The sequence below is a fragment of the Alcanivorax sp. DP30 genome (genome assembly GCF_009882945.1).
GTDB lineage: Bacteria > Pseudomonadota > Gammaproteobacteria > Pseudomonadales > Alcanivoracaceae > Alcanivorax.
Window position 1 is genome coordinate 354,893 of record NZ_WTUY01000002.1, and the last position, 19,409, is coordinate 374,301.

At 56.5% G+C, this 19,409-nt stretch carries 18 protein-coding genes; 12 read left to right on the top strand and 6 right to left on the bottom strand.

Annotated elements, in window-relative coordinates:
- Positions 1 to 7: 7 nt before the first annotated feature.
- Both moaD and GQF00_RS02220 read left to right on the top strand, forming a co-directional pair.
- Positions 8 to 262: a molybdopterin converting factor subunit 1 gene (gene moaD / locus GQF00_RS02215; protein WP_161317524.1), complete on the top strand. Its 255-nt coding sequence runs from the start codon at positions 8 to 10 to the stop codon at positions 260 to 262.
- Entirely contained in the window at positions 259 to 732 is a 474-nt protein-coding gene (locus tag GQF00_RS02220) for a molybdenum cofactor biosynthesis protein MoaE (protein WP_161317525.1), read from the top strand. The genes moaD and GQF00_RS02220 overlap by 4 nt, the downstream gene beginning before the upstream one ends.
- Here GQF00_RS02220 and GQF00_RS02225 read toward each other — a convergent pair.
- Positions 635 to 1,258 carry a pseudouridine synthase gene (locus GQF00_RS02225; RefSeq protein ID WP_161317526.1) on the bottom strand — a complete coding sequence of 208 codons (624 nt, stop codon included), beginning with the start codon at positions 1,256 to 1,258 and terminating at the stop codon, positions 635 to 637. The two genes, GQF00_RS02220 and GQF00_RS02225, sit on opposite strands and share 98 nt — an antisense overlap.
- Positions 1,259 to 1,474: 216 nt before the next feature.
- On the opposite strand from GQF00_RS02225, the gene GQF00_RS02230 reads away from it, so the two are divergent.
- Both GQF00_RS02230 and icd read left to right on the top strand, forming a co-directional pair.
- Complete coding sequence (locus GQF00_RS02230) at positions 1,475 to 3,697, top strand: NADP-dependent isocitrate dehydrogenase (protein ID WP_161317527.1); 2,223 nt, start codon at positions 1,475 to 1,477, stop codon at positions 3,695 to 3,697.
- Positions 3,698 to 3,912: 215 nt separating this feature from the next.
- Positions 3,913 to 5,175, top strand: a complete 1,263-nt coding sequence (gene icd, locus GQF00_RS02235) for an NADP-dependent isocitrate dehydrogenase (RefSeq protein ID WP_161317528.1) — start codon at positions 3,913 to 3,915, stop codon at positions 5,173 to 5,175.
- Between the two features lie 42 nt (positions 5,176 to 5,217).
- On the opposite strand, the gene GQF00_RS02240 is transcribed toward icd, so the two are convergent.
- On the bottom strand, positions 5,218 to 5,490 hold the full coding sequence (locus GQF00_RS02240; protein ID WP_161317529.1) for a cold-shock protein: 273 nt from the start codon (positions 5,488 to 5,490) through the stop codon (positions 5,218 to 5,220).
- 332 nt (positions 5,491 to 5,822) lie between these two features.
- On the opposite strand from GQF00_RS02240, the gene clpS reads away from it, so the two are divergent.
- On the top strand, positions 5,823 to 6,179 hold the full coding sequence (clpS, locus tag GQF00_RS02245; RefSeq protein ID WP_370519461.1) for an ATP-dependent Clp protease adapter ClpS: 357 nt from the start codon (positions 5,823 to 5,825) through the stop codon (positions 6,177 to 6,179).
- 27 nt (positions 6,180 to 6,206) lie between these two features.
- Positions 6,207 to 8,474 carry an ATP-dependent Clp protease ATP-binding subunit ClpA gene (gene clpA / locus GQF00_RS02250; RefSeq protein ID WP_161317531.1) on the top strand — a complete coding sequence of 756 codons (2,268 nt, stop codon included), beginning with the start codon at positions 6,207 to 6,209 and terminating at the stop codon, positions 8,472 to 8,474.
- A 100-nt stretch (positions 8,475 to 8,574) separates the two neighbouring features.
- Here the strand turns inward: clpA and infA are convergent, their stop codons facing one another.
- From infA to trxB, 4 genes are all read right to left on the bottom strand, one after another.
- Entirely contained in the window at positions 8,575 to 8,793 is a 219-nt protein-coding gene (infA, locus tag GQF00_RS02255; protein ID WP_022984063.1) for a translation initiation factor IF-1, read from the bottom strand.
- Between the two features lie 99 nt (positions 8,794 to 8,892).
- On the bottom strand, positions 8,893 to 9,612 hold the full coding sequence (locus GQF00_RS02260; protein WP_161317532.1) for an arginyltransferase: 720 nt from the start codon (positions 9,610 to 9,612) through the stop codon (positions 8,893 to 8,895).
- A gap of 53 nt (positions 9,613 to 9,665) precedes the next feature.
- Entirely contained in the window at positions 9,666 to 10,397 is a 732-nt protein-coding gene (aat, locus tag GQF00_RS02265) for a leucyl/phenylalanyl-tRNA--protein transferase (protein WP_161317533.1), read from the bottom strand.
- 25 nt (positions 10,398 to 10,422) lie between these two features.
- Positions 10,423 to 11,370: a thioredoxin-disulfide reductase gene (gene trxB, locus GQF00_RS02270; RefSeq protein WP_161317534.1), complete on the bottom strand. Its 948-nt coding sequence runs from the start codon at positions 11,368 to 11,370 to the stop codon at positions 10,423 to 10,425.
- Positions 11,371 to 11,677: 307 nt separating this feature from the next.
- Between trxB and GQF00_RS02275 the strand changes: the two genes are divergently transcribed.
- The 6 genes from GQF00_RS02275 (at position 11,678) to cysG (ending at position 19,343) form a co-directional block, all read left to right on the top strand.
- On the top strand, positions 11,678 to 13,993 hold the full coding sequence (locus GQF00_RS02275) for a DNA translocase FtsK 4TM domain-containing protein (protein WP_161317535.1): 2,316 nt from the start codon (positions 11,678 to 11,680) through the stop codon (positions 13,991 to 13,993).
- A gap of 34 nt (positions 13,994 to 14,027) precedes the next feature.
- Positions 14,028 to 14,636 carry an outer membrane lipoprotein chaperone LolA gene (gene lolA, locus GQF00_RS02280; protein WP_161317536.1) on the top strand — a complete coding sequence of 203 codons (609 nt, stop codon included), beginning with the start codon at positions 14,028 to 14,030 and terminating at the stop codon, positions 14,634 to 14,636.
- Positions 14,636 to 15,970, top strand: a complete 1,335-nt coding sequence (locus GQF00_RS02285; protein ID WP_161317537.1) for a replication-associated recombination protein A — start codon at positions 14,636 to 14,638, stop codon at positions 15,968 to 15,970. Before lolA ends, GQF00_RS02285 begins: the two co-directional genes overlap by 1 nt.
- Positions 15,963 to 16,355, top strand: coding sequence for a CrcB family protein (locus GQF00_RS02290; RefSeq protein ID WP_161317538.1), 393 nt, complete (start codon positions 15,963 to 15,965; stop codon positions 16,353 to 16,355). Before GQF00_RS02285 ends, GQF00_RS02290 begins: the two co-directional genes overlap by 8 nt.
- Positions 16,356 to 16,535: 180 nt before the next feature.
- Entirely contained in the window at positions 16,536 to 17,828 is a 1,293-nt protein-coding gene (serS, locus tag GQF00_RS02295) for a serine--tRNA ligase (RefSeq protein ID WP_161317539.1), read from the top strand.
- A gap of 120 nt (positions 17,829 to 17,948) precedes the next feature.
- Positions 17,949 to 19,343 carry a siroheme synthase CysG gene (cysG, locus tag GQF00_RS02300; RefSeq protein ID WP_161317540.1) on the top strand — a complete coding sequence of 465 codons (1,395 nt, stop codon included), beginning with the start codon at positions 17,949 to 17,951 and terminating at the stop codon, positions 19,341 to 19,343.
- Positions 19,344 to 19,409: the final 66 nt, after the last annotated feature.

The window sequence follows — 19,409 nt, forward strand, 5'->3', positions numbered from 1 at the left end:
TAGTAACATGATTCAAGTGCGTTTGTTTGCAGCCTTGAGAGAGCGGGCGGGGCGGGACTTGCTGGAGCTGACATTACCCGCCGGTGTCAGCACCGTGGGGGAGCTGGTGGTCTGGTTGGAAGATAGTGATACCGCACTGGCAAGAGCCTTTGCGGCGACGCCATGCCGCATGGTGGCAGTCAATGAGGTGCTGGCCACTGAAGACACTGACATTGTAGACGGTGATGTGGTGGCACTGTTTCCGCCGGTGACCGGCGGATGAAAGCGCATTGCGCCGTTCAGGATGTCACGCTGGATAGCTGTGCGCCGCAGAAATGGCTCCATGATCAGGGCATTAGTGGTGCCATTGTGCAGTTCTCCGGTCATGTGCGCGATGAAGACGGCCGTGTGGAAGCTCTGCATCTTGAGCATTATCCGGGTATGACAGAGCGGCTGCTGGGCACCATCATCGAGCATGCGGAGCAGCGGTGGCACATAAATGGTGCCTGGGTGGTGCACAGGGTTGGTACCATGCAGCTTGGAGACGAGATCGTTCAGGTGGCCGTTAGCGCCCAGCACCGGCAGGCGGCTTTTGAGGCCTGCGCGTTTATCATGGATGTGCTGAAAACCCGGGCGCCGTTCTGGAAGAAGGAGCTTATCGACGGTCGCTGGCACTGGGTCGAGGCCCGCGAGCGCGACGCCCTTGCGGCCGCGTCCTGGCTTTGCGGCGGGCTGGAGCATGAACCTCGGTAGTCTGCCACTCTCCCGGGGATAGTCCCTCCACTTTCCAGTCCCCGATTTGCCAGCGCACAAGGCGCAGGGTAGGGAAGCCAATAGCTGCCGTCATGCGTCGGACCTGACGGTTTCGACCTTCGTCTATGGTGAGTTTCAGCCAGCTATCGGATACCGTTTTGCGGGAACGTACAGGTGGATTTCTCGGCCATAATGAGGGCGCGTCAATCCGCTGAACCTGTGCTGGCCTGGTGGGGCCATCCTTGAGGGTAATCCCCTGGCGTAATTTTTGCAGATCCCGGTCCCCGGGTTGGCCTTCCACCTGCACCAGGTAGGTTTTGGGCAGATGGAAACGCGGGCTGCTGATGCGCGCCTGAAGGCCTCCGTCATCTGTCAGCAACAGCAAGCCCTCAGAATCCCAGTCCAGCCGGCCTGCCGGATAGACACCAGGAACCGGAATGAACTCGCGCAGCGTTCGACGACCCTGATCATCCTGAAACTGGGATAGAACCTGAAAAGGTTTGTTTAACAAGATCAATTTCGCCATGGGAACTGACAATCCTGATGGGCCTGATTGATAGAATGAGTCGTGTTACTGGCCCGCTACGCTAACAAGGCTAAACGGTCAGTGCTATACTCGCCAACCCACGCAGAATACGGTTTATTCGGAGGGAGCACTCCTTTAGACCCGCTGATCTGACGGTCAAAAGCCGACTCATGTCACGCGGGAAGCACTGCCAATACAATTGGGACCTGTAATTCTATGAGCACGCCAAAAATTATTTATACAATGACGGACGAGGCGCCAGCGCTGGCGACCTATTCTTTTTTGCCCATTATTGAGAAGTTCACTTCCATCGCTGGAATTGAAGTAGAAAGCAGCGATATTTCACTGGCTGCACGCATCCTGGCCAGTTTTCCTGACTACCTGACTGATGAGCAAAAGGTGAATGACACCTTGCTGGAGCTCGGCAATCTGACACAGGATCCCGAAGCCAACATCATCAAGCTTCCCAATATCAGTGCTTCTATCCCCCAATTGCGGGAAGCGATCGCTGAATTGAACGAACACGGCTACAACGTTCCTGAATACCCTGATGAGCCCAAGAGCGAAGAAGAAGAGGATATTCAGTCCCGCTACGCGAAAATTCTTGGCTCTGCAGTGAATCCGGTGCTTCGCGAGGGTAACTCAGACCGTCGCGCCCCGATTGCCGTAAAAAATTACGCACGCAAGAACCCCCATAGCATGGGGTACTGGAGCCAGGCTTCCCGTACCCATGTGGCGCATATGCGGGGCGGTGATTTCTTCTCCCACGAGACCTCCACCACGGTTGACCAGGCCTGTAAGGTTCGCATCGAGCTTGAGGATAAAAACGGCAAAATCATTATCATGAAGCCAGAGCTGCCGCTTCTGGACGGCGAAGTGATTGATGCCATGTACATGAGCAAGCAAGCGCTTTGCGACTTCTTTGACGAGCAGATTGAAGATGCCAAGAACACCGGCATTCTTTTCTCCCTGCATGTCAAAGCCACCATGATGAAGGTATCCCATCCCATCGTGTTTGGTTATGCGGTTCGACGCTTCTACAAGGAGCTTTTCGACAAGCATGGCGAGACTCTGGAAGAAATCGGTGCCAACCCGAATAACGGCTTGAGCCACATCTACCAGAAGATAGAAGAACTACCCATCTCCCAGCGTCTGGAAATCGAATCCACGATCCGGGCCTGCTACCTGCACCGTCCCGAGCTGGCCATGGTGGATTCCGACCGCGGTATTTCCAACCTGCATGTGCCCTCTGATGTGATTGTTGATGCTTCCATGCCGGCCATGATTCGCCAGGGCGGCAAGATGTACGGCGCAGACGGCAAGCTCAAGGACACCAAGGCGGTTATTCCTGAAAGCACCTACGCCACCATCTATCAGGAAGTGATCAACTTCTGCAAAACCCACGGTGCCTTTGATCCGGTCACCTGTGGTTCCGTGCCCAATGTGGGTCTGATGGCGCAGAAAGCCGAGGAATACGGTTCCCACGACAAGACCTTCGAAGTCAAGGCTGCCGGTACCATGCGCATCGTTCGTGACGATGGCGAGGTGCTGCTGAGCCACGAGGTGGAGCAGGGAGATATCTGGCGCATGTGCCAGGCCAAAGACCTGCCGATTCGTGATTGGGTGAAACTGGCGGTTACCCGTGCCCGTCAGAGTGGAACCCCGGCCATTTTCTGGCTGGATAAAGAGCGTGCTCACGACGCCCAGCTTATCCTCAAGGTACGTAAATACCTCAAGGACCACGATACAGATGGACTCGATATCCGCATCATGTCGCCGGTGCAGGCTATTCGCTACACCATGGAGCGTATGATTCGCGGCAAAGACACCATCTCGGTAACGGGTAATGTACTGCGTGACTATCTGACTGACCTGTTCCCGATTCTGGAACTGGGCACCAGTGCGAAGATGCTCTCCATCGTGCCGTTAATGGCGGGTGGCGGCCTTTATGAAACGGGTGCCGGTGGTTCTGCGCCCAAGCATGTGCAGCAATTCCTTGAAGAGAATCACCTGCGCTGGGATTCCCTGGGTGAGTTTCTGGCCCTGGCCGTTTCCATCGAGGAGCTCGGCGAGAAGTACGGCAATGCCAAAGCCAGAGTGATTGCTGCGGCGTTGGATAAGGCCAATGAGCAGTATCTTGAACAGAACAAGTCACCGTCGCGGAAGGTGGGGGAGCCGGATAACCGGGTCAGTCACTTCTACGTGGCCATGTACTGGGCCCAGGCCCTGGCCGCGCAGAACGACGATGCTGAGCTAAAAGAGAAGTTCACAGCTATCGCCTCTTCACTTACCGAGAATGAAGACCAGATCGTCAAGGAGATGGTTGCGGTACAGGGTTCACCTGCTGACATCGGCGGTTATTACAATCCGGATTTCAGCAAGGCCTCAGCTGCCATGCGTCCCAGTGCCACGTTCAACGGAATCCTGGACAAGCTCTAAGACGCAGCCTTACAGGAAAGCAAAAAACCGGCGAGAGCCGGTTTTTTTGTTTCTGGTGTCTGAACAGGGGCGGGGCTTTCTGCAACAAACCGGCGCTTCTCAAAGTGGACTCTACCCTTGGTGAGTAGAGCGAGCCGGCATCTGGCCAAGACCGGGGCTGGTGCTATACTCAACGTATACGTTGAGCGCGCTTTTATGCAGAGGGAGTAGTGTAGATGGGATACCAAAAGATTTCGGTGCCTGCAGACGGTGACAAAATCACGGTCAATGCAGACCTTTCCCTGAATGTCCCCAACCATCCGATCGTTCCCTATATCGAAGGGGACGGTATTGGTGTGGATATTTCGCCGGTGATGATCAAAGTCGTTGATGCTGCTGTCGAAAAAGCCTACGGCAGCAAGCGCGCCATTGCATGGATGGAAATCTACGCCGGCGAGAAATCCACCGTCGTCTACGGGCCTGACCAATGGTTACCGGAAGAAACGCTGGAGGCCATGCGAGAGTTCGCCGTGGGTATTAAAGGCCCGTTGACCACACCGGTTGGCGGCGGTATCCGCTCCCTGAACGTGGCGCTTCGGCAGGAGCTTGACCTCTATACCTGTATGCGCCCGGTGAGATGGTTTGAAGGGGTGCCCAGCCCGGTTACTCACCCCGAACTCACAGACATGATCATCTTCAGGGAGAACTCCGAGGATATCTATGCGGGTATCGAGTGGGAGGCTGACAGCCCGGAAGCTACCAAACTGATTCGTTTTCTGCGCGAGGAAATGGGGGTTACCCAGATTCGCTTTCCAGAAGGCTGCGGTATTGGCATCAAACCGGTGTCCCGTGAGGGGACGCAGCGCCTGGTCCGCAAGGCGATTCAGTATGCCATCGACAATGACAAGGATTCGGTCACCCTGGTACACAAGGGTAATATCATGAAGTTCACTGAGGGGGCCTTCAAGGATTGGGGCTATGAGCTGGCTGCCGAACGCTTTGGGGCGCAGTTGCTGGACGGCGGCCCGTGGATGACCATGAAAAACCCCAATACCGGTCGTGAAATTATCATCAAGGATGTCATCGCCGACGCCTTCCTGCAGCAGATTTTGATGCGACCAGCCGACTACAGTGTCATCGCCACCCTGAACCTCAATGGCGATTACATTTCAGATGCGCTGGCGGCGGAAGTCGGGGGGATCGGGATTGCACCCGGTGCCAATATCGGCGGCTCTGTGTCCCTGTTTGAAGCCACCCACGGCACCGCGCCCAAGTACGCCGGACAGGACAAGGTGAACCCGGGATCACTAATCCTGTCCGCGGAGATGATGCTCCGCCATATGGGCTGGATGGATGCCGCAGACTTGATTGTCAGGGGGATGGAGGGTGCGATTGCTGCCAAGACAGTGACTTACGACTTCGAGCGCCTGATGCCGGATGCCACCTTGTTGAAGTGCTCCGAATTTGGCGATGCCGTGGTAGCGCATATGGGTGTCTGACAGACACCCATTTACGCAAAGCGAGTACCAGGCGCCGCGGGGTTACTCGGCGGCGCCTTGTTCGTTTTGAAGGGAGGGCTGGGCCTCTTCGTCGACTTCGTTGCTGGCGTCGCCGTTTGCACGGAGATTCACTGCATGGAACCCCTTGTTGGCAGGCTGAACTTCATACTCTACCGGTTGGCCGGCCTTGAGGCTTTTGTAGCCGTCCATCTGGATGTAGGAATAATGAACGAAGAGGTCTTCGCCTCCTTCATCTGGTCTAACGAATCCGTACCCTTTGGCGTTGTTAAACCACTTTACTCTTCCCGTTGCCATGGTCCTTCCCTCTGCCTATCCAATGGCTTGAAAAGCCTTGCCGGATGCTGCTGAGCACGCAGGGCGTGGTTCAGTAGCCTCTCTGGCTTTTCGTTTCTTTTTATTCAACGGTGTCCGCTGCGTTACACTGGTTACCTGGTCATGAAAAATGACAGCAAGGTATTGTGCAACTTTTAAACATGCGTCGCAGGGTGTCAACCCCGTGCCAAATCAATGGTCGCGGGGGCTTGAAAAAAGGATGACCGCCCATCATTTCATCATTGCCTGTTGACGCCGGCAGGGTTACAACGGTTTAACGACATATGAATTGGCAATATCAGTGGCACCCGGACATGAATCAACTGAACGGCCCGATAGTCTCAGGGCCATCGGATTCACCCTCGGAACCGGATCGCCCAGGAGACCTGGCCGTCGAGGAGGCCAAACCCAAACTCAAGCAACCCTCCATGTACAAGGTGTGGATGCTCAATGATGACTACACCCCGATGGATTTCGTGGTGGAGGTGCTTGAGGACTTCTTCAATATGGGGCGGGAGCAGGCCACTCGGGTCATGCTGGCGGTTCATACGGAAGGAAAGGCTGTCTGCGGGGTTTTCCCCCGGGATATCGCCGAAACCAAGGCCACTCAGGTGGTTGAATATGCCCGCGAGAATCAGCATCCGCTGATGTGTCAGGTCGACGAGGCCTGATCCGGGTACTGGCAGTGAGGTAGCCTTATGCTCAGTAAAGAACTGGAAATCACGCTGAACGAAGCGTTCCGCCATGCACGTACTCACCGTCATGAGTTCATGACCGTAGAGCATCTGCTGCTGGCATTACTGGAAAACGAGGCAGCCGTAGAAGTGCTGCGCGCCTGTGGCGCGGACCTGGATGACCTGCGGGATTCACTGAGCCAGTTTATCGAGGATTCCACCCCCTTGCTGCCGGAGAGCGACCCGGAGCGCGACACCCAGCCCACCCTGGGCTTCCAGAGGGTTTTGCAGCGGGCGGTATTCAGTGTCCAGTCTTCCGGCAAGAAGGAGGTCACCGGCGCCAATGTGCTGGTGGCAATTTTCAACGAACAGGAAAGCCAGGCGGTGTATTTCCTGAATTGCCAGGATATCCATCGTCTGGATGTGGTGAACTTCATTGCCCACGGCATCTCCCAATTGCAGGACTCTTCTACCCAGGCTCCGGATGTGGAGCAGGAAATGGAGGGCGCCGAGAGTGCCGGCCAGGCGTCCGCACTGGAGAACTATGCGGCCAACCTGAATGAACTGGCCCGGGAAGACCGTATCGATCCGCTGGTTGGGCGTGCCTTCGAAATCGAGCGAGCGGCACAGATTCTCTGTCGACGCCGCAAGAACAACCCGCTGCTGGTGGGCGAGCCCGGTGTCGGCAAGACCGCCATCGCAGAAGGGCTGGCGAGAATGATTGTGGAAGGGAGCGTGCCTGAGCCATTGCTGGACGCCACCGTCTATTCTCTGGATCTCGGTGCCTTGCTGGCAGGTACCAAGTATCGGGGCGATTTCGAGAAGCGCCTCAAGACGTTGCTGGCTGATCTCAAGAAAGAACCCAATGCGATTCTCTTTATTGATGAGATCCACACCATCATTGGTGCTGGCGCTGCTTCCGGAGGCGTTATGGATGCCTCCAACCTGCTCAAGCCGCTGCTGGCAAATGGCGAGCTGAAGTGCATGGGCTCAACGACTTTCCAGGAATACCGTGGCGTATTCGAGAAGGATCGCGCCTTGTCACGCCGTTTCCAAAAGATCGATGTGGTGGAGCCGTCTGTGGAAGATACCGTGGGCATTCTCAAGGGACTCAAATCCCGCTTCGAGAAGCACCATGATGTGGTTTACAGCGATATGGCCCTGAAAGCCGCGGCTGAACTCAGTGCGCGCTATATCAACGATCGCTACCTGCCGGACAAGGCCATCGATGTGATTGATGAAGTCGGGGCCTGGCAGCGCCTGCGCCCTGAAGATCAGCGCAAGCACACCATTGAAGAGTCTGACGTGGAAGACATGGTGGCCAAGATTGCCCGTATTCCTCCGAAGCAGGTGTCCTCTTCCGACAAGGAACTGCTCCGTAATCTGGAGCGGGACCTGAAGATGACCGTGTTTGGTCAGGACGAGGCCATCGACACCATCTCGGCAGCCATCAAGTTGTCGCGCGCAGGCCTCAAGGGTGAGAACAAGCCCATTGGCAGCTTCATGTTTGCTGGTCCCACCGGGGTCGGCAAGACAGAAGTCAGTCGTCAGCTGGCTCGCGCCCTGGGTGTTGAACTGGTTCGTTTCGATATGTCCGAATATATGGAACGTCATACGGTCAGTCGCTTGATTGGCGCACCTCCGGGCTACGTGGGTTATGACCAGGGTGGTCTGCTGACGGAGGCGATCACCAAGACACCACATTGTGTGTTGTTACTCGATGAGATCGAAAAAGCGCATCCGGAGGTGTTCAATATTCTCCTTCAGGTGATGGACAACGCGACGTTGACGGACAATAACGGACGTAAGGCAGATTTCCGCAATGTGATCCTGATCATGACCACCAATGCGGGTGCAGAGGTGCTGAACAAGCGCTCCATTGGCTTTACCGAGCAGGACAACAGCACCGACGGGATGGAGATGCTCAAAAAGGTCTTTACCCCCGAGTTCCGCAACCGGCTGGACGGCACTGTGCAGTTCGCGCCGCTTACCAGTGAGGTTATTCTCGGTGTGGTCGACAAGTTCCTGGTAGAGCTGCAGGCACAGCTCGACGAGAAAGGTGTCGTCCTGCACGTGGATGATTCTGCCCGGAGCTGGCTGGCCGAGAAGGGCTATGACAAGGATATGGGTGCCCGGCCCATGGCTCGCCTGATTCAGGAGCAGCTCAAGAAACCGCTTGCGGAGAAGCTGTTGTTTGGTGAGCTGTCAGAGCAGGGTGGTCAGGTGGATGTGTCCGAGAAGGATGGACAGCTGTCTGTCACGGTCAAGTCTGCGGAGCCAGAGCCGGCGTAGGTCAATGAATAACCAAAACCGGAAACAAAAATACCCCCGGCTCGAGAGAGACGGGGGTATTTTTTAGTTATTAACTATTAATTAATAACTGCTTCTTGAATTATTTCATGCGGAAAGTAATACGACCCTTGGTCAGATCGTATGGGGACATTTCCACTTTCACCCGGTCACCGGTGAGAATGCGGATATAGAACTTGCGCATCTTCCCGGAGATATGGGCAGTGATCACATGACCATTGTCCAGCTTCACACGAAACATCGTGTTTGGCAGGGTTTCAACGATCACACCTTCGAGTTCAATCTGTTCTTCTTTCGCCATCCAACGAATACCTTGGGTTACCGGCTATAAGCGAGGGCGCAATTGTGCCGTAAAAGCGGGCCGGCTGCAAAACCTGTTGTGCATTGGCTGGAAAAGGGCTTAATCGCCCTGTTCGGAATGGTCTTTCCACGCGCCACTTCGGAGGATCTCCAGGGGCTGGTATTGGTTCTTGTAGCTCATTTTCTGGCACTGATCGATCCAGTAGCCGAGATAGAGGTAGGGGAGATTGAAGCGTTGGCATTGCTCTATCTGCCAGAGCAGAGCCATGACGCCCAGGCCGCGTTCGTGACAGCTGGCATCGAAGAAGGTATACACCGCGGAAAGGCCATCCTGCAGCTGATCGGTCACCGCAACGGCGCGCAGTTTGCCTTGTTCCCTGAAACAGTAGAAGTGGGTGTCGGCCCAGTCACAGGTCAGGAAGTTGGTGAACTGCTCTTCGGAGGGGGGGTACATGTCGCCATCGCCATGGCGCTGGTTGATGTAGTCGGCATAGAGAGTGTAGAGCTCCCGGGTAAAGCGAGCCGGTTCACGGCTTACCACCAGATCCTCATTGAGTCTGCGGATGCGGCGGTGGCGGCGGCGTGGCTTGAACTCACTGACCCGTACCCTGGCCGGGATACAGGCGGCACAATCCTCGCAGTGTGGGCGATACAGATAATCGCCGCTACGGCGAAACCCCAGCAGGCTCAATTCGCTGTAGAGCGCTGGTGACAGGGTGGCCTGGGGGTCCACGAACAGGGTTGAGGCCTGACGATCCTCCAGATAACTGCAGGCATGGGCCGGCGTTCTGAAGAAGCGCAAGGTGGAAAGATCTGTCATGGGATCAGTTTAGCTAACCCGCAGGGCAGTGAAAATCCTTACCTGACGGTTGGTTAGGTAGGTTTTTTGTAGCTATTCAGCAGGGAGGCCTTGTCCAGCGTGATTCCTCGCCAATGCGCGGAAACCGGGGTGTCAGGCACCCACTGGGCCAGATGCTGACGAAAGGTGTCCCTTGAAATCATGGTGGCGCCCATCCTGATCAGATGCGGATTCGCTACCTGGGCGTCGAGCAGGGAGATTCCCAGTGGCCGGGCAAGTTGCTGCAGGGCCGCCAGCGCTACCCTGGAGCCATTAAGACGGGGGGAGACCATGGATTCGCCAAAAAAAACGTGCCCCAACTGAATGCCGTAGATTCCTCCTGCAATCTCGCCATCCTGCCACACCTCCAGACTATGTGCGTAACCCAGCTTGTGCAGCTTCACATAGGCTTCGATCATTTCATCACTGATCCAGGTGCCGCCGTCATCCTTGCGAGGCGCCGCGCATAGCGCCATGACCGACGAAAAAGCGGTATCGAGGGTAACGGAGAAATCTGTCTTGTTAAGATGCCGCCGCAGGCTGCGGCTGATATGGATCTGATCGGGGTAAAACACGCAGCGGGGGGAGGGTGACCACCACAGGATGGGCTGATGATCTGCCTCATACCAGGGAAAGATGCCAGCCGAGTAAGCCCGGATAAGAGTATCCGGGCTCAGGTCTGCCCCGGCGGCCAGCAGGCCATCCGGGTCAGTGAGCGCATCACGGGTGTCCGGGAATGGGGCTCCCGGTTCAAGCCATGGCACCATTTTCTAGGACACCATAATCAGGGGGCTAGCCCTTCAGGTTGTCGAGGTAGCGCTCTGCATCCAGGGCAGCCATGCAGCCGGAACCGGCAGAAGTGACGGCTTGACGGTAAATGTGGTCCGCCACGTCACCCGCGGCAAACACGCCTTCAATGCTGGTCTGGGTGGCATTACCTTCGGTGCCGCTGTTTACTTTGAGGTAGCCGTCTTTCATGGTCAGCTGACCAGCAAAGATGTCGGTATTCGGCTTGTGGCCGATGGCAATGAAGACCCCCTGCAGGTCCAGATCCTTGCTGCCCTCGCCCTGGGTGGACTGAATACGTACGCCAGTTACGCCGCTGTCATCGCCCAGTACTTCTTCCAGGGTGTGGTTCCATTCCACGCTGATGTTGTCCTTGGCCAGCAGCTTGTCCTGCAGAATTTTTTCGGAACGCAGGGTGTCGCGACGGTGGATCAGGGTAACGTGCTCAGCAATGTGAGACAGGTAAAGGGCTTCCTCAACGGCAGTATTGCCACCACCAACAACTGCGACCCGCTGCCCCTTGTAGAAGAAGCCGTCGCAGGTGGCACAGGCGGAAACGCCTCGGCCCATGAATGCTTCTTCGGACTCCAGACCAAGGTACATGGCGGAGGCCCCTGTGGCGATGATCAGTGCGTCACAGGTGTAGGTCCCGGAGTCGCCCTTGAGGGTAAACGGACGGTTGTTAAGGTCCACTTCATTGATGTGGTCATAGACCATCTGGGTATCAAAGCGCTCGGCATGCTGCTGCATGCGCACCATGAGATCAGGACCCTGAAGACCTTCCACATCACCTGGCCAGTTATCCACCTCGGTGGTCGTGGTCAGCTGTCCGCCCGGCTGAATGCCGGTAATGACCACCGGTTTGAGGTTGGCGCGTGCAGCGTAAACTGCCGCGGTGTAACCCGCCGGGCCGGAACCCAAGATAATCAGTCGGTGGTGCTGCACGTCACTCATGGTGGGGGAACTCCAGTCAAATAAGGTGAAAGTAGACAGTTGTCTGCTTAAGTAGGGCTTAAAACTGCCTTTTCAAGGCGTGAGAAAGTACAGTAAAAGGCCGCGTCCGTGAAGCCTGTCGGTGCCATAGGCACGAGCAATTGCAGTCCGTGAGATGAAAATTTATGTGATATCCTTCCGGCTCTGCTTCAAACGCTCGTTTCCATGCTGGCCGGCATCGCGCTGTTTGACTACAATCGCAATAATTTCAAATTGTTATCGCCACTTTTTCAGGAAGTGTCTTGATCATCATTTATAGGGGCAAGGCGTGAGTAAAACCGTAGCCGGGCAAGGAGAGTCCGGGTTTTCCCGTCATCTCAAGCGCGGATTGGTAGAAGGCACGGTAATTGCCCTGATTGCCCTGTCCGCGTATCTGTTGTTGGCGCTGGTGACGTTCGATAGTCGCGACCCCGGTTGGTCCTACGTGGGCAATATCAATGCCGTTCATAATGCGGCCGGCCGCGCAGGTGCGTTCAGTGCGGATATGTTGCTGGGACTGTTTGGCTTCATGGCCTATCTGTTCCCGGTGCTGGTAGCGTTCTGGGCAGGGAAGGTGCTTAAAGAGCGCCATGCCGGTTTACCCGGTAGTTGGCCATTGTTCAGTCTGCGCCTGGTGGGCTTCATCCTTACCATGCTGGCTGGCACCGCCTTGTCGTACATGCATTTCTCCGTAGGTGATCATTTGCCTGAGGGTGCCGGTGGCATCCTGGGTCACGAAATGGGCCAGGCGGCACTTGATGGCTTCAATCCTCTGGGTGGCACCCTCATCATGGTCGCCCTGTTCCTGATTGGCGTGACAATCTTTACCGACCTTTCATGGATCGCCCTGGCAGAAGGTATTGGCGCCTTTGTTCTGGCTGCGTTCGAGAAAGTACCGGCCTGGTGGCAGGCCCGTAAACAGAAACGCGAGGCGCTCAAGCAGAAGAAAACGGCCCATGAAAAGCGCGCCAGGGTCATTGAAGAAGCCAAAAAGAAGGCAGAAACCCGCAAACCGGTAAAAATTGCCGAACCGGCCAAGCCCGTTGAGAAGAGTGTGCGGGTCCAGAAAGAAAAGCAGCAGAAGCTGTTTACCACTGAAGTCACCGGTGAGTTGCCCCCGATTGGTCTGCTGGACCCGGTGGAGGAGGCCAAGGGCGGCTATTCGGAAGAGGCTCTGGAGGGCATGTCACGCCTGCTGGAGATCAAGCTCAAGGACTTCAATATTGACGCCGAAGTCGTAGCGGTTCAGCCGGGCCCTGTGATTACCCGTTTCGAGATTCAGCCTGCGCCTGGCATCAAGGTCTCCAAGATTACCAACCTGGCCAAGGATCTGGCTCGTTCTCTGGCCGTGATCAGTGTCCGGGTAGTCGAAGTGATTCCCGGCAAGACCACCGTGGGCATTGAAATCCCCAATGAGCAACGGGAAATGATCCGCTTTACGGAAGTGGTTGGCACCCAGATGTTCGATCAGTCTCCATCACCACTGACCATGGCGTTGGGCAAGGATATTTCCGGCAATCCGGTCATGGCAGATCTGGCCAAGATGCCCCACCTGCTGGTGGCCGGCACCACGGGTTCTGGTAAGTCGGTGGGCGTAAACGCCATGCTGCTGTCCATGTTGTTCAAGTCGAACCCTGAAGACGTTCGCCTGATCCTCATCGATCCCAAGATGCTTGAACTGGCCGTTTACGACGGCATTCCGCACCTGCTGACACCCGTTGTCACCGACATGAAAGAAGCTGCCGGCGCACTGCGTTGGGGGGTTGGCGAGATGGAACGCCGTTACCGGCTGATGGCCGCCATGGGGGTACGGAATATTTCCGGCTACAACCGCAAGGTGGACGAAGCCAAAAAGAAAGGCGAACCGCTGAAGGATCCCCTGTGGAAGCCGGTGGATCCGATGAATCTGGAGGAAGAGGCGCCCCTGGCAGAGCATCTTCCCTATATCGTCATCGTCATCGACGAATTTGCTGACATGATGATGATTGTTGGCAAGAAGGTGGAAGAGCTGATCGCCCGGATTGCCCAGAAAGCCCGTGCCGCAGGGATTCATTTGATTCTCGCTACCCAGCGACCGTCGGTTGACGTTATTACCGGCCTGATCAAGGCCAACGTGCCGTCTCGAATTGGTTTCCAGGTGTCCTCCAAGATCGATTCCCGGACGGTGCTGGATCAGGGTGGTGCCGAGCAGTTGCTGGGTCATGGTGACATGCTTTATTTGCCCGGCGGCACCAGTGTTCCGGAACGAGTTCACGGTGCCTTTGTCTCAGATGAAGAGGTGCACCGGGTTTGTGACGATTGGCGCAAGCGTGGCGAGCCCAACTATCTGGAAGAAATTCTTGATGGTGGCTCAGACCTCAGCGCCCCGATGCCGGGAATGGAAGGTTCCGGCGGTGGGGATGATGAAAGCGATCCGCTCTACGACGAAGCGGTGGCCTACGTGACTCAATCCCGTCGGGCTTCCATTTCGTCAGTGCAGCGCAAACTTAAAATTGGCTACAACCGCGCCGCCAGACTGGTGGAAGCCATGGAAATGGCTGGGGTGGTCACAGAAGCAGGGCATAACGGTCAGCGCGAAGTCATCGCGCCTCCACCGGTTGAGTGATCAGCGGGTGACCCGCTCTGCACAAGGAGATTTGATGCGTAAATACGTCATGGCAGCCCTGTTGGCACCCTCGGTGTTATGGGCCGATGCTGCAAATGAATTGCTGTCCCGGCTGCAGAAGCTGGACTCCCTCAAGGGTGGCTTCGAGCAAATGGTGCTTGATAAGGGGGGCACCCACATGCAGCAGGCTGAGGGTTCCTTCCAGGTGGCCCGTGGCAACCGGTTCTACTGGTCCACGACCAGCCCTTTTTCCCAGCTGGCCGTGTCCGATGGTGAAACTGTCTGGGTGTATGACGAAGACCTGGAGCAGGTGGTGATTCGGCCATTGAGCCAGGATCTGGGCGAAACCCCTGCGTTGCTGTTCAGTGGCAAGCCGGCTGACGTGGCCGCGGCCTTTTCCATTAAGGAGCAGGACCGTAACGGCGTTGAAGTCACCTATCGCCTGACCCCGAAAGGGGAGGATCCGCTGTTTGATCAGCTGGATGTGAGCTTCCGGGGGGATCAACCTTCATCCATGCGCCTTCAGGATGCGCTTGGCCAGAAAACCGTCATTGATTTTCGTGATTTAATCCTCAACCAGGGGATTGATGCTGCGCTATTCCGGTTCGAACCGCCGGAAGGCACAGACATAATCCAGCAGTAATGAACGACCTGTTTGCCGCCGACAACGCCCAACAAGCGCAGCCACTGGCTGCGCGTTTGCGTCCTGCCAGTCTGGATGACTATGTGGGCCAGCAGCATCTGGTCGGTCCCGGCAAGCCTTTGCGTCAGGCACTTGAGCGTGGCCAGCTTCATTCCATGATTCTGTGGGGGCCGCCAGGGACCGGCAAGACCACTCTGGCGCTGATTCTCGCCCAGGCCGTCGATGCGGCATTTGTGACGTTGTCGGCAGTGCTGTCCGGGGTTAAAGATATCCGCTCGGAGGTGGAGCAAGCCCAGATTCGACTCGCTCAGGGGCGTCGAACCGTGCTCTTTGTGGATGAGGTTCATCGGTTCAACAAGTCCCAGCAAGATGCCTTTCTGCCTCATGTGGAAGACGGCACCATCACCTTTATTGGTGCCACCACGGAAAACCCTTCGTTCGAGCTGAATAACGCCTTGTTATCCCGCGCGCGGGTTTATCGCTTGCGATCCCTTGCCGCAGAGGATCTTGGCGGACTGCTGGTCAGGGCGCTCAAGGAGCCCCGTCTCAACGGGATGACGGTGGAGGATGAAGCAGCCGAGCTGCTACTGAATTACGCAGATGGTGATGCCCGGCGCCTGCTCAACATGCTGGAGGTGGCGGCAGACCTGGCAGAAGGAGAGTCGCCGGTCATTAATGCTGATCTGATGCGTGAAGTGCTCCGCGATGCGGTACGGCGCTTCGACAAGGGCGGCGATATTTTCTACGACCAGATCAGTGCGCTACACAAATCTGTTCGTGGCTCTGATCCCGATGCGGCCCTGTACTGGTTCGCCCGCATGCTGGACGGCGGCTGTGATCCGCTTTACCTGGCCCGGCGAGTGGTGCGCATGGCCAGCGAGGATATCGGCAATGCAGATCCGCGGGCGCTGACACTGTGTCTGCAGGCCTGGGATGTGCAGGAAAGGCTGGGCAGCCCGGAAGGGGAACTTGCCATTGCCCAGGCCATTGCCTATCTGGCAGTGGCGCCCAAAAGCAATGCGGTCTATATGGCGTATAATCGGGCCCGTGCCTTGGTCCGGGAAAAGCCCACCAATGAGGTGCCACTGCACTTGCGCAATGCGCCTACCCAGCTAATGAAAGACGAAGGCTACGGGGCCGAGTATCATTATGCCCACGATTTTCCGGATGCCTTTGTGGACGGTGAGAATTATTTTCCGTCCAGCCTCCGTGACACCCGGCTGTATGAGCCGGTAAGCCGGGGCCTGGAGATCAAGGTGGCCGACAAGCTGTCCCGGCTACGTGAACGCAACGCGGCCAGTAACTGGCAGCGATATGGAGAGGCGGATGACTGATGTGGGTCTGGTGCCCTGGCTGGCGGTAGCCGCTGGCGGCGCGACGGGGGCTTGCCTGCGCTTTGGCACCACTCTGTGGTTGGGCGTGCCAATCATGCCAGCCTGGCCCTGGGCTACCTTTTCAGTGAATCTGCTGGGAAGCTTCCTGTTCGGTTTGCTGACAGTAGCGCTGGTCAGCATGACCAGCAGTGAAGCCTGGCGCCTGGCAATCATGACTGGCATGCTCGGCGCCCTGACCACCTTTTCCACCTTCTCCTTCGAGCTGGTGCGTATGGTTGAAGTCAAAGCTCATGGGCTGGCAGCCGGGTATGCGATGGCATCGGTACTGGCTTGTGTCACCCTGGCAATGCTGGGCCTGACACTGGGACGACTGATTTTTGAATAACTTGAGAGGGGCAATCTACAAGCTACAAGCTACAACGCGAAAAAGGACTCATGTTTAAGCTGAAGGTCTTTCGCCGCGCACAATTCGCGGCGAAAGTGCCAATCGTTTACTGAACGTCTTGTCCGCGTTGCAGCTTGTAGCTTAAAGCTTGCAGCTCGTTTGATCTGGAGTAAGTAAAACATGCTGGATATTCGTGCCCTGCGTCAGGACGGCGAGGCCATCAGGGCGGCACTGGCCAAACGCGGTTACAGCCTGGATCTTGAGGCATTTTCCGCCCTGGATGCCAAGCGTAAACAGGCAGATGTACGCTCCCAGGACCTGCAGGCTGAGCGCAAGAAGGCCTCCAAGCAGATAGGGCAGTTGATCCAGTCCGGTATGAACGTGGATGAGGCCAAGGCACAGGTAGCAGAAACACTCAAGACCCTTGATGCTGAACTGGATCGGGAAGTGGCCAGTGCCAAGGCGATTCACGATGAGATCACTGAATTTCTGATGGGCGTGCCCAATGTGCCCCAGGATGCCGTGCCGGAAGGTGCTGACGAAGAAGATAACGTGGAAGTCAGCACCTGGGGCGAGCCCAGGTCTTTCGACTTCGAGCCGAAGGATCACGTAGATGTGGGTGAAGGCCTGTCTGCGGGTTCCCTGGATTTCGAGAATGCGGCCAAGCTGTCCGGTGCCCGTTTTGCCGTCATGAGTGGCGGTGTCGCTCGTCTGCACCGTGCACTGGTGGATTTCATGCTCGACATCCACAGCAGCGAGCATGGCTATGAAGAGGTCTACGTACCTTATCTGGTTGGGCCGGAGGCGCTTCGCGGTACCGGTCAGCTACCCAAGTTTGAGGAAGATCTGTTCAAGATGCAGGGGGAGCGTGAGCTTTACCTGATCCCTACCGCCGAGGTGCCAGTCACCAACCTGGTGGCGGGCGAGATCCTTGATGCTGATGTATTGCCTCGCCGGTTTACCTGCCATACCCCGTGTTTCCGCTCCGAAGCCGGTAGTCATGGCAAGGACACCCGCGGACTGATCCGTCAGCACCAGTTTGAAAAAGTGGAACTGGTACAGATGGTGCGCCCTGAAGACTCTGATGAGGCCCTCGAGCAGCTTACTGGGCATGCTGAGGCGATCCTTCAGAAGCTGAATCTGCCATACCGCAAGGTCATCCTTTGTGGCGGCGATCTGGGCTTTTCCTCTACCAAGACTTATGACCTGGAAGTGTGGTTGCCCAGCCAGCAGCGTTACCGTGAAATCTCTTCCTGCTCAAACTTTCGTGATTACCAGGCTCGCCGCATGCAGGCCCGCTGGCGCAATCCGGAAACCGGCAAGCCGGAATTGGTACACACTTTGAATGGGTCTGGTCTGGCAGTAGGGCGCACCCTGGTAGCAATTCTGGAGAATTACCAGAATGCAGATGGCTCGGTGACGGTGCCGGATGCGTTGCGCCCCTATATGAGAGGCCTGGACAGCCTGAAGTAAGACCTGTCTGACGCGATACCAGAAATGCCGGTTTACTGGCATAAAGCCTTTGCATCCATTGCATCTGCTGTTCGCGTCAGGCGTCATGCATTCGGCGTCCGGCGTTTACCGGGAGCAGTCATGGAATTCCTACCCATCAGCTGGCGACTGCAGGGCAAACAGGCCCTGCTGGTTGGCGGCGGTGAAGTGGCCTTGCGCAAAGGTCGACTTTTGCACCGATCCGGTGCGATTCTGAAAGTTGTTGCTCCTGAGGTGTGCGATGAGTTGCGCCAGATTGTGGCAGAAGGCAGCGGCAAACTGCTTGAGCGAAACTTCGAAAACAGTGATATCGAGCAATGTGCCTTAGTGATTTGCGCTACTGACGACGCAGCCGAGAATGCTCGCATCGCGAACCTGGCCGGTGAGTGCAATGTGCCCGTTAACGTGGTGGATAATCCTTCCCTGGGAGACTTTATCTTTCCGGCCATCGTGGACCGTTCACCAGTGCTGATCAGCATCAGCTCTTCCGGGGCATCACCCGTTCTTGCCAGAAAGCTGCGCAGCCAGCTGGAATCCACGCTTCCTGCTCGCTGGGGACGGCTGGCCGACCTGATGGCTCGCTTTCGGCAGCCACTGAAAGACAAGCTCGACAATGTGGGGGCCAGGCGCCTGTTCTGGGAGCAGGCTCTTGATAGCCCCATCGTCGAGAAAGTCATGGCGGGAAAGGACAGTGAAGCTGAGGCCATGCTGGCCCAGGCCATTGATGCAGCTGATGCCACGTCATTAAGTCGGGGGGAGGTGTATCTGGTGGGGGCGGGCCCCGGGGATCCAGATCTGTTGACCTTCCGGGCCCTTCGCTTGTTACAGAAAGCGGATGTGGTGCTCTATGACCGGCTAGTGGGGCAGGGAATTGTAGACCTGGCCCGCCGGGACGCAGAAATGGTCTACGTGGGCAAGGCGCGGGACAAGCACGCACTGCCCCAGGACAACATCAATGAGTTGCTGGTGCATTACGCCAAACAGGGCAAGAAAGTGTGCCGGCTAAAGGGCGGTGACCCCTTTATTTTTGGCCGCGGCGGTGAAGAGATAGATCTGATTGTGCAGGAAGGCATCGACTTTCAGGTGGTGCCGGGCATCACCGCCGCCAGCGGTTGTGCTGCCTACGGGGGCATTCCGCTGACTCACCGGGATCATGCCCAATCCGTGCGTTTCGTCACCGGCCATCGCAAGGATGGCACGGTGACACTGGACTGGGAGCATCTGGTCAGTGACACCGAGACGGTGGTGTTCTACATGGGTCTGGTTGGGCTGCGTCAGATTTGTAATCAACTCATTGCCCACGGCCGCCAGGGTGAAACGCCCATCGCATTGGTGTCGCGGGGCACAACAGATCTACAGGAAGTGATTACCGGTACCCTGGAGAGTTTGCCGGACAAAATCGAAGGCCGGGAGATTCATGCGCCCACTTTGATCATTGTGGGTAGTGTGGTCAGTCTCCATCCGAAGTTTGGGTGGTTCAAAAAGAGCAATGAATAGTTAATAGTGAATAATTAATAGCTAAACCATAAAAAAACCAGGTTGCAGAGATCTGGCGTAGGGCGG

Coding starts and splice junctions, on each gene's coding strand:
- serS (WP_161317539.1), top strand. CDS start 16,536: ATGCTGGATATTCGTGCCCTGCGTCAGGACGGCGAGGCCATCAGGGCG.
- GQF00_RS02285 (WP_161317537.1), top strand. CDS start 14,636: ATGAACGACCTGTTTGCCGCCGACAACGCCCAACAAGCGCAGCCACTG.
- GQF00_RS02230 (WP_161317527.1), top strand. CDS start 1,475: ATGAGCACGCCAAAAATTATTTATACAATGACGGACGAGGCGCCAGCG.
- GQF00_RS02240 (WP_161317529.1), bottom strand. CDS start 5,490: ATGGCAACGGGAAGAGTAAAGTGGTTTAACAACGCCAAAGGGTACGGA.
- lolA (WP_161317536.1), top strand. CDS start 14,028: ATGCGTAAATACGTCATGGCAGCCCTGTTGGCACCCTCGGTGTTATGG.
- clpS (WP_370519461.1), top strand. CDS start 5,823: ATGAATCAACTGAACGGCCCGATAGTCTCAGGGCCATCGGATTCACCC.
- cysG (WP_161317540.1), top strand. CDS start 17,949: ATGGAATTCCTACCCATCAGCTGGCGACTGCAGGGCAAACAGGCCCTG.
- infA (WP_022984063.1), bottom strand. CDS start 8,793: ATGGCGAAAGAAGAACAGATTGAACTCGAAGGTGTGATCGTTGAAACC.
- GQF00_RS02225 (WP_161317526.1), bottom strand. CDS start 1,258: ATGGCGAAATTGATCTTGTTAAACAAACCTTTTCAGGTTCTATCCCAG.
- aat (WP_161317533.1), bottom strand. CDS start 10,397: ATGGTGCCATGGCTTGAACCGGGAGCCCCATTCCCGGACACCCGTGAT.
- GQF00_RS02290 (WP_161317538.1), top strand. CDS start 15,963: ATGACTGATGTGGGTCTGGTGCCCTGGCTGGCGGTAGCCGCTGGCGGC.
- trxB (WP_161317534.1), bottom strand. CDS start 11,370: ATGAGTGACGTGCAGCACCACCGACTGATTATCTTGGGTTCCGGCCCG.
- clpA (WP_161317531.1), top strand. CDS start 6,207: ATGCTCAGTAAAGAACTGGAAATCACGCTGAACGAAGCGTTCCGCCAT.
- GQF00_RS02260 (WP_161317532.1), bottom strand. CDS start 9,612: ATGACAGATCTTTCCACCTTGCGCTTCTTCAGAACGCCGGCCCATGCC.
- icd (WP_161317528.1), top strand. CDS start 3,913: ATGGGATACCAAAAGATTTCGGTGCCTGCAGACGGTGACAAAATCACG.
- GQF00_RS02220 (WP_161317525.1), top strand. CDS start 259: ATGAAAGCGCATTGCGCCGTTCAGGATGTCACGCTGGATAGCTGTGCG.
- moaD (WP_161317524.1), top strand. CDS start 8: ATGATTCAAGTGCGTTTGTTTGCAGCCTTGAGAGAGCGGGCGGGGCGG.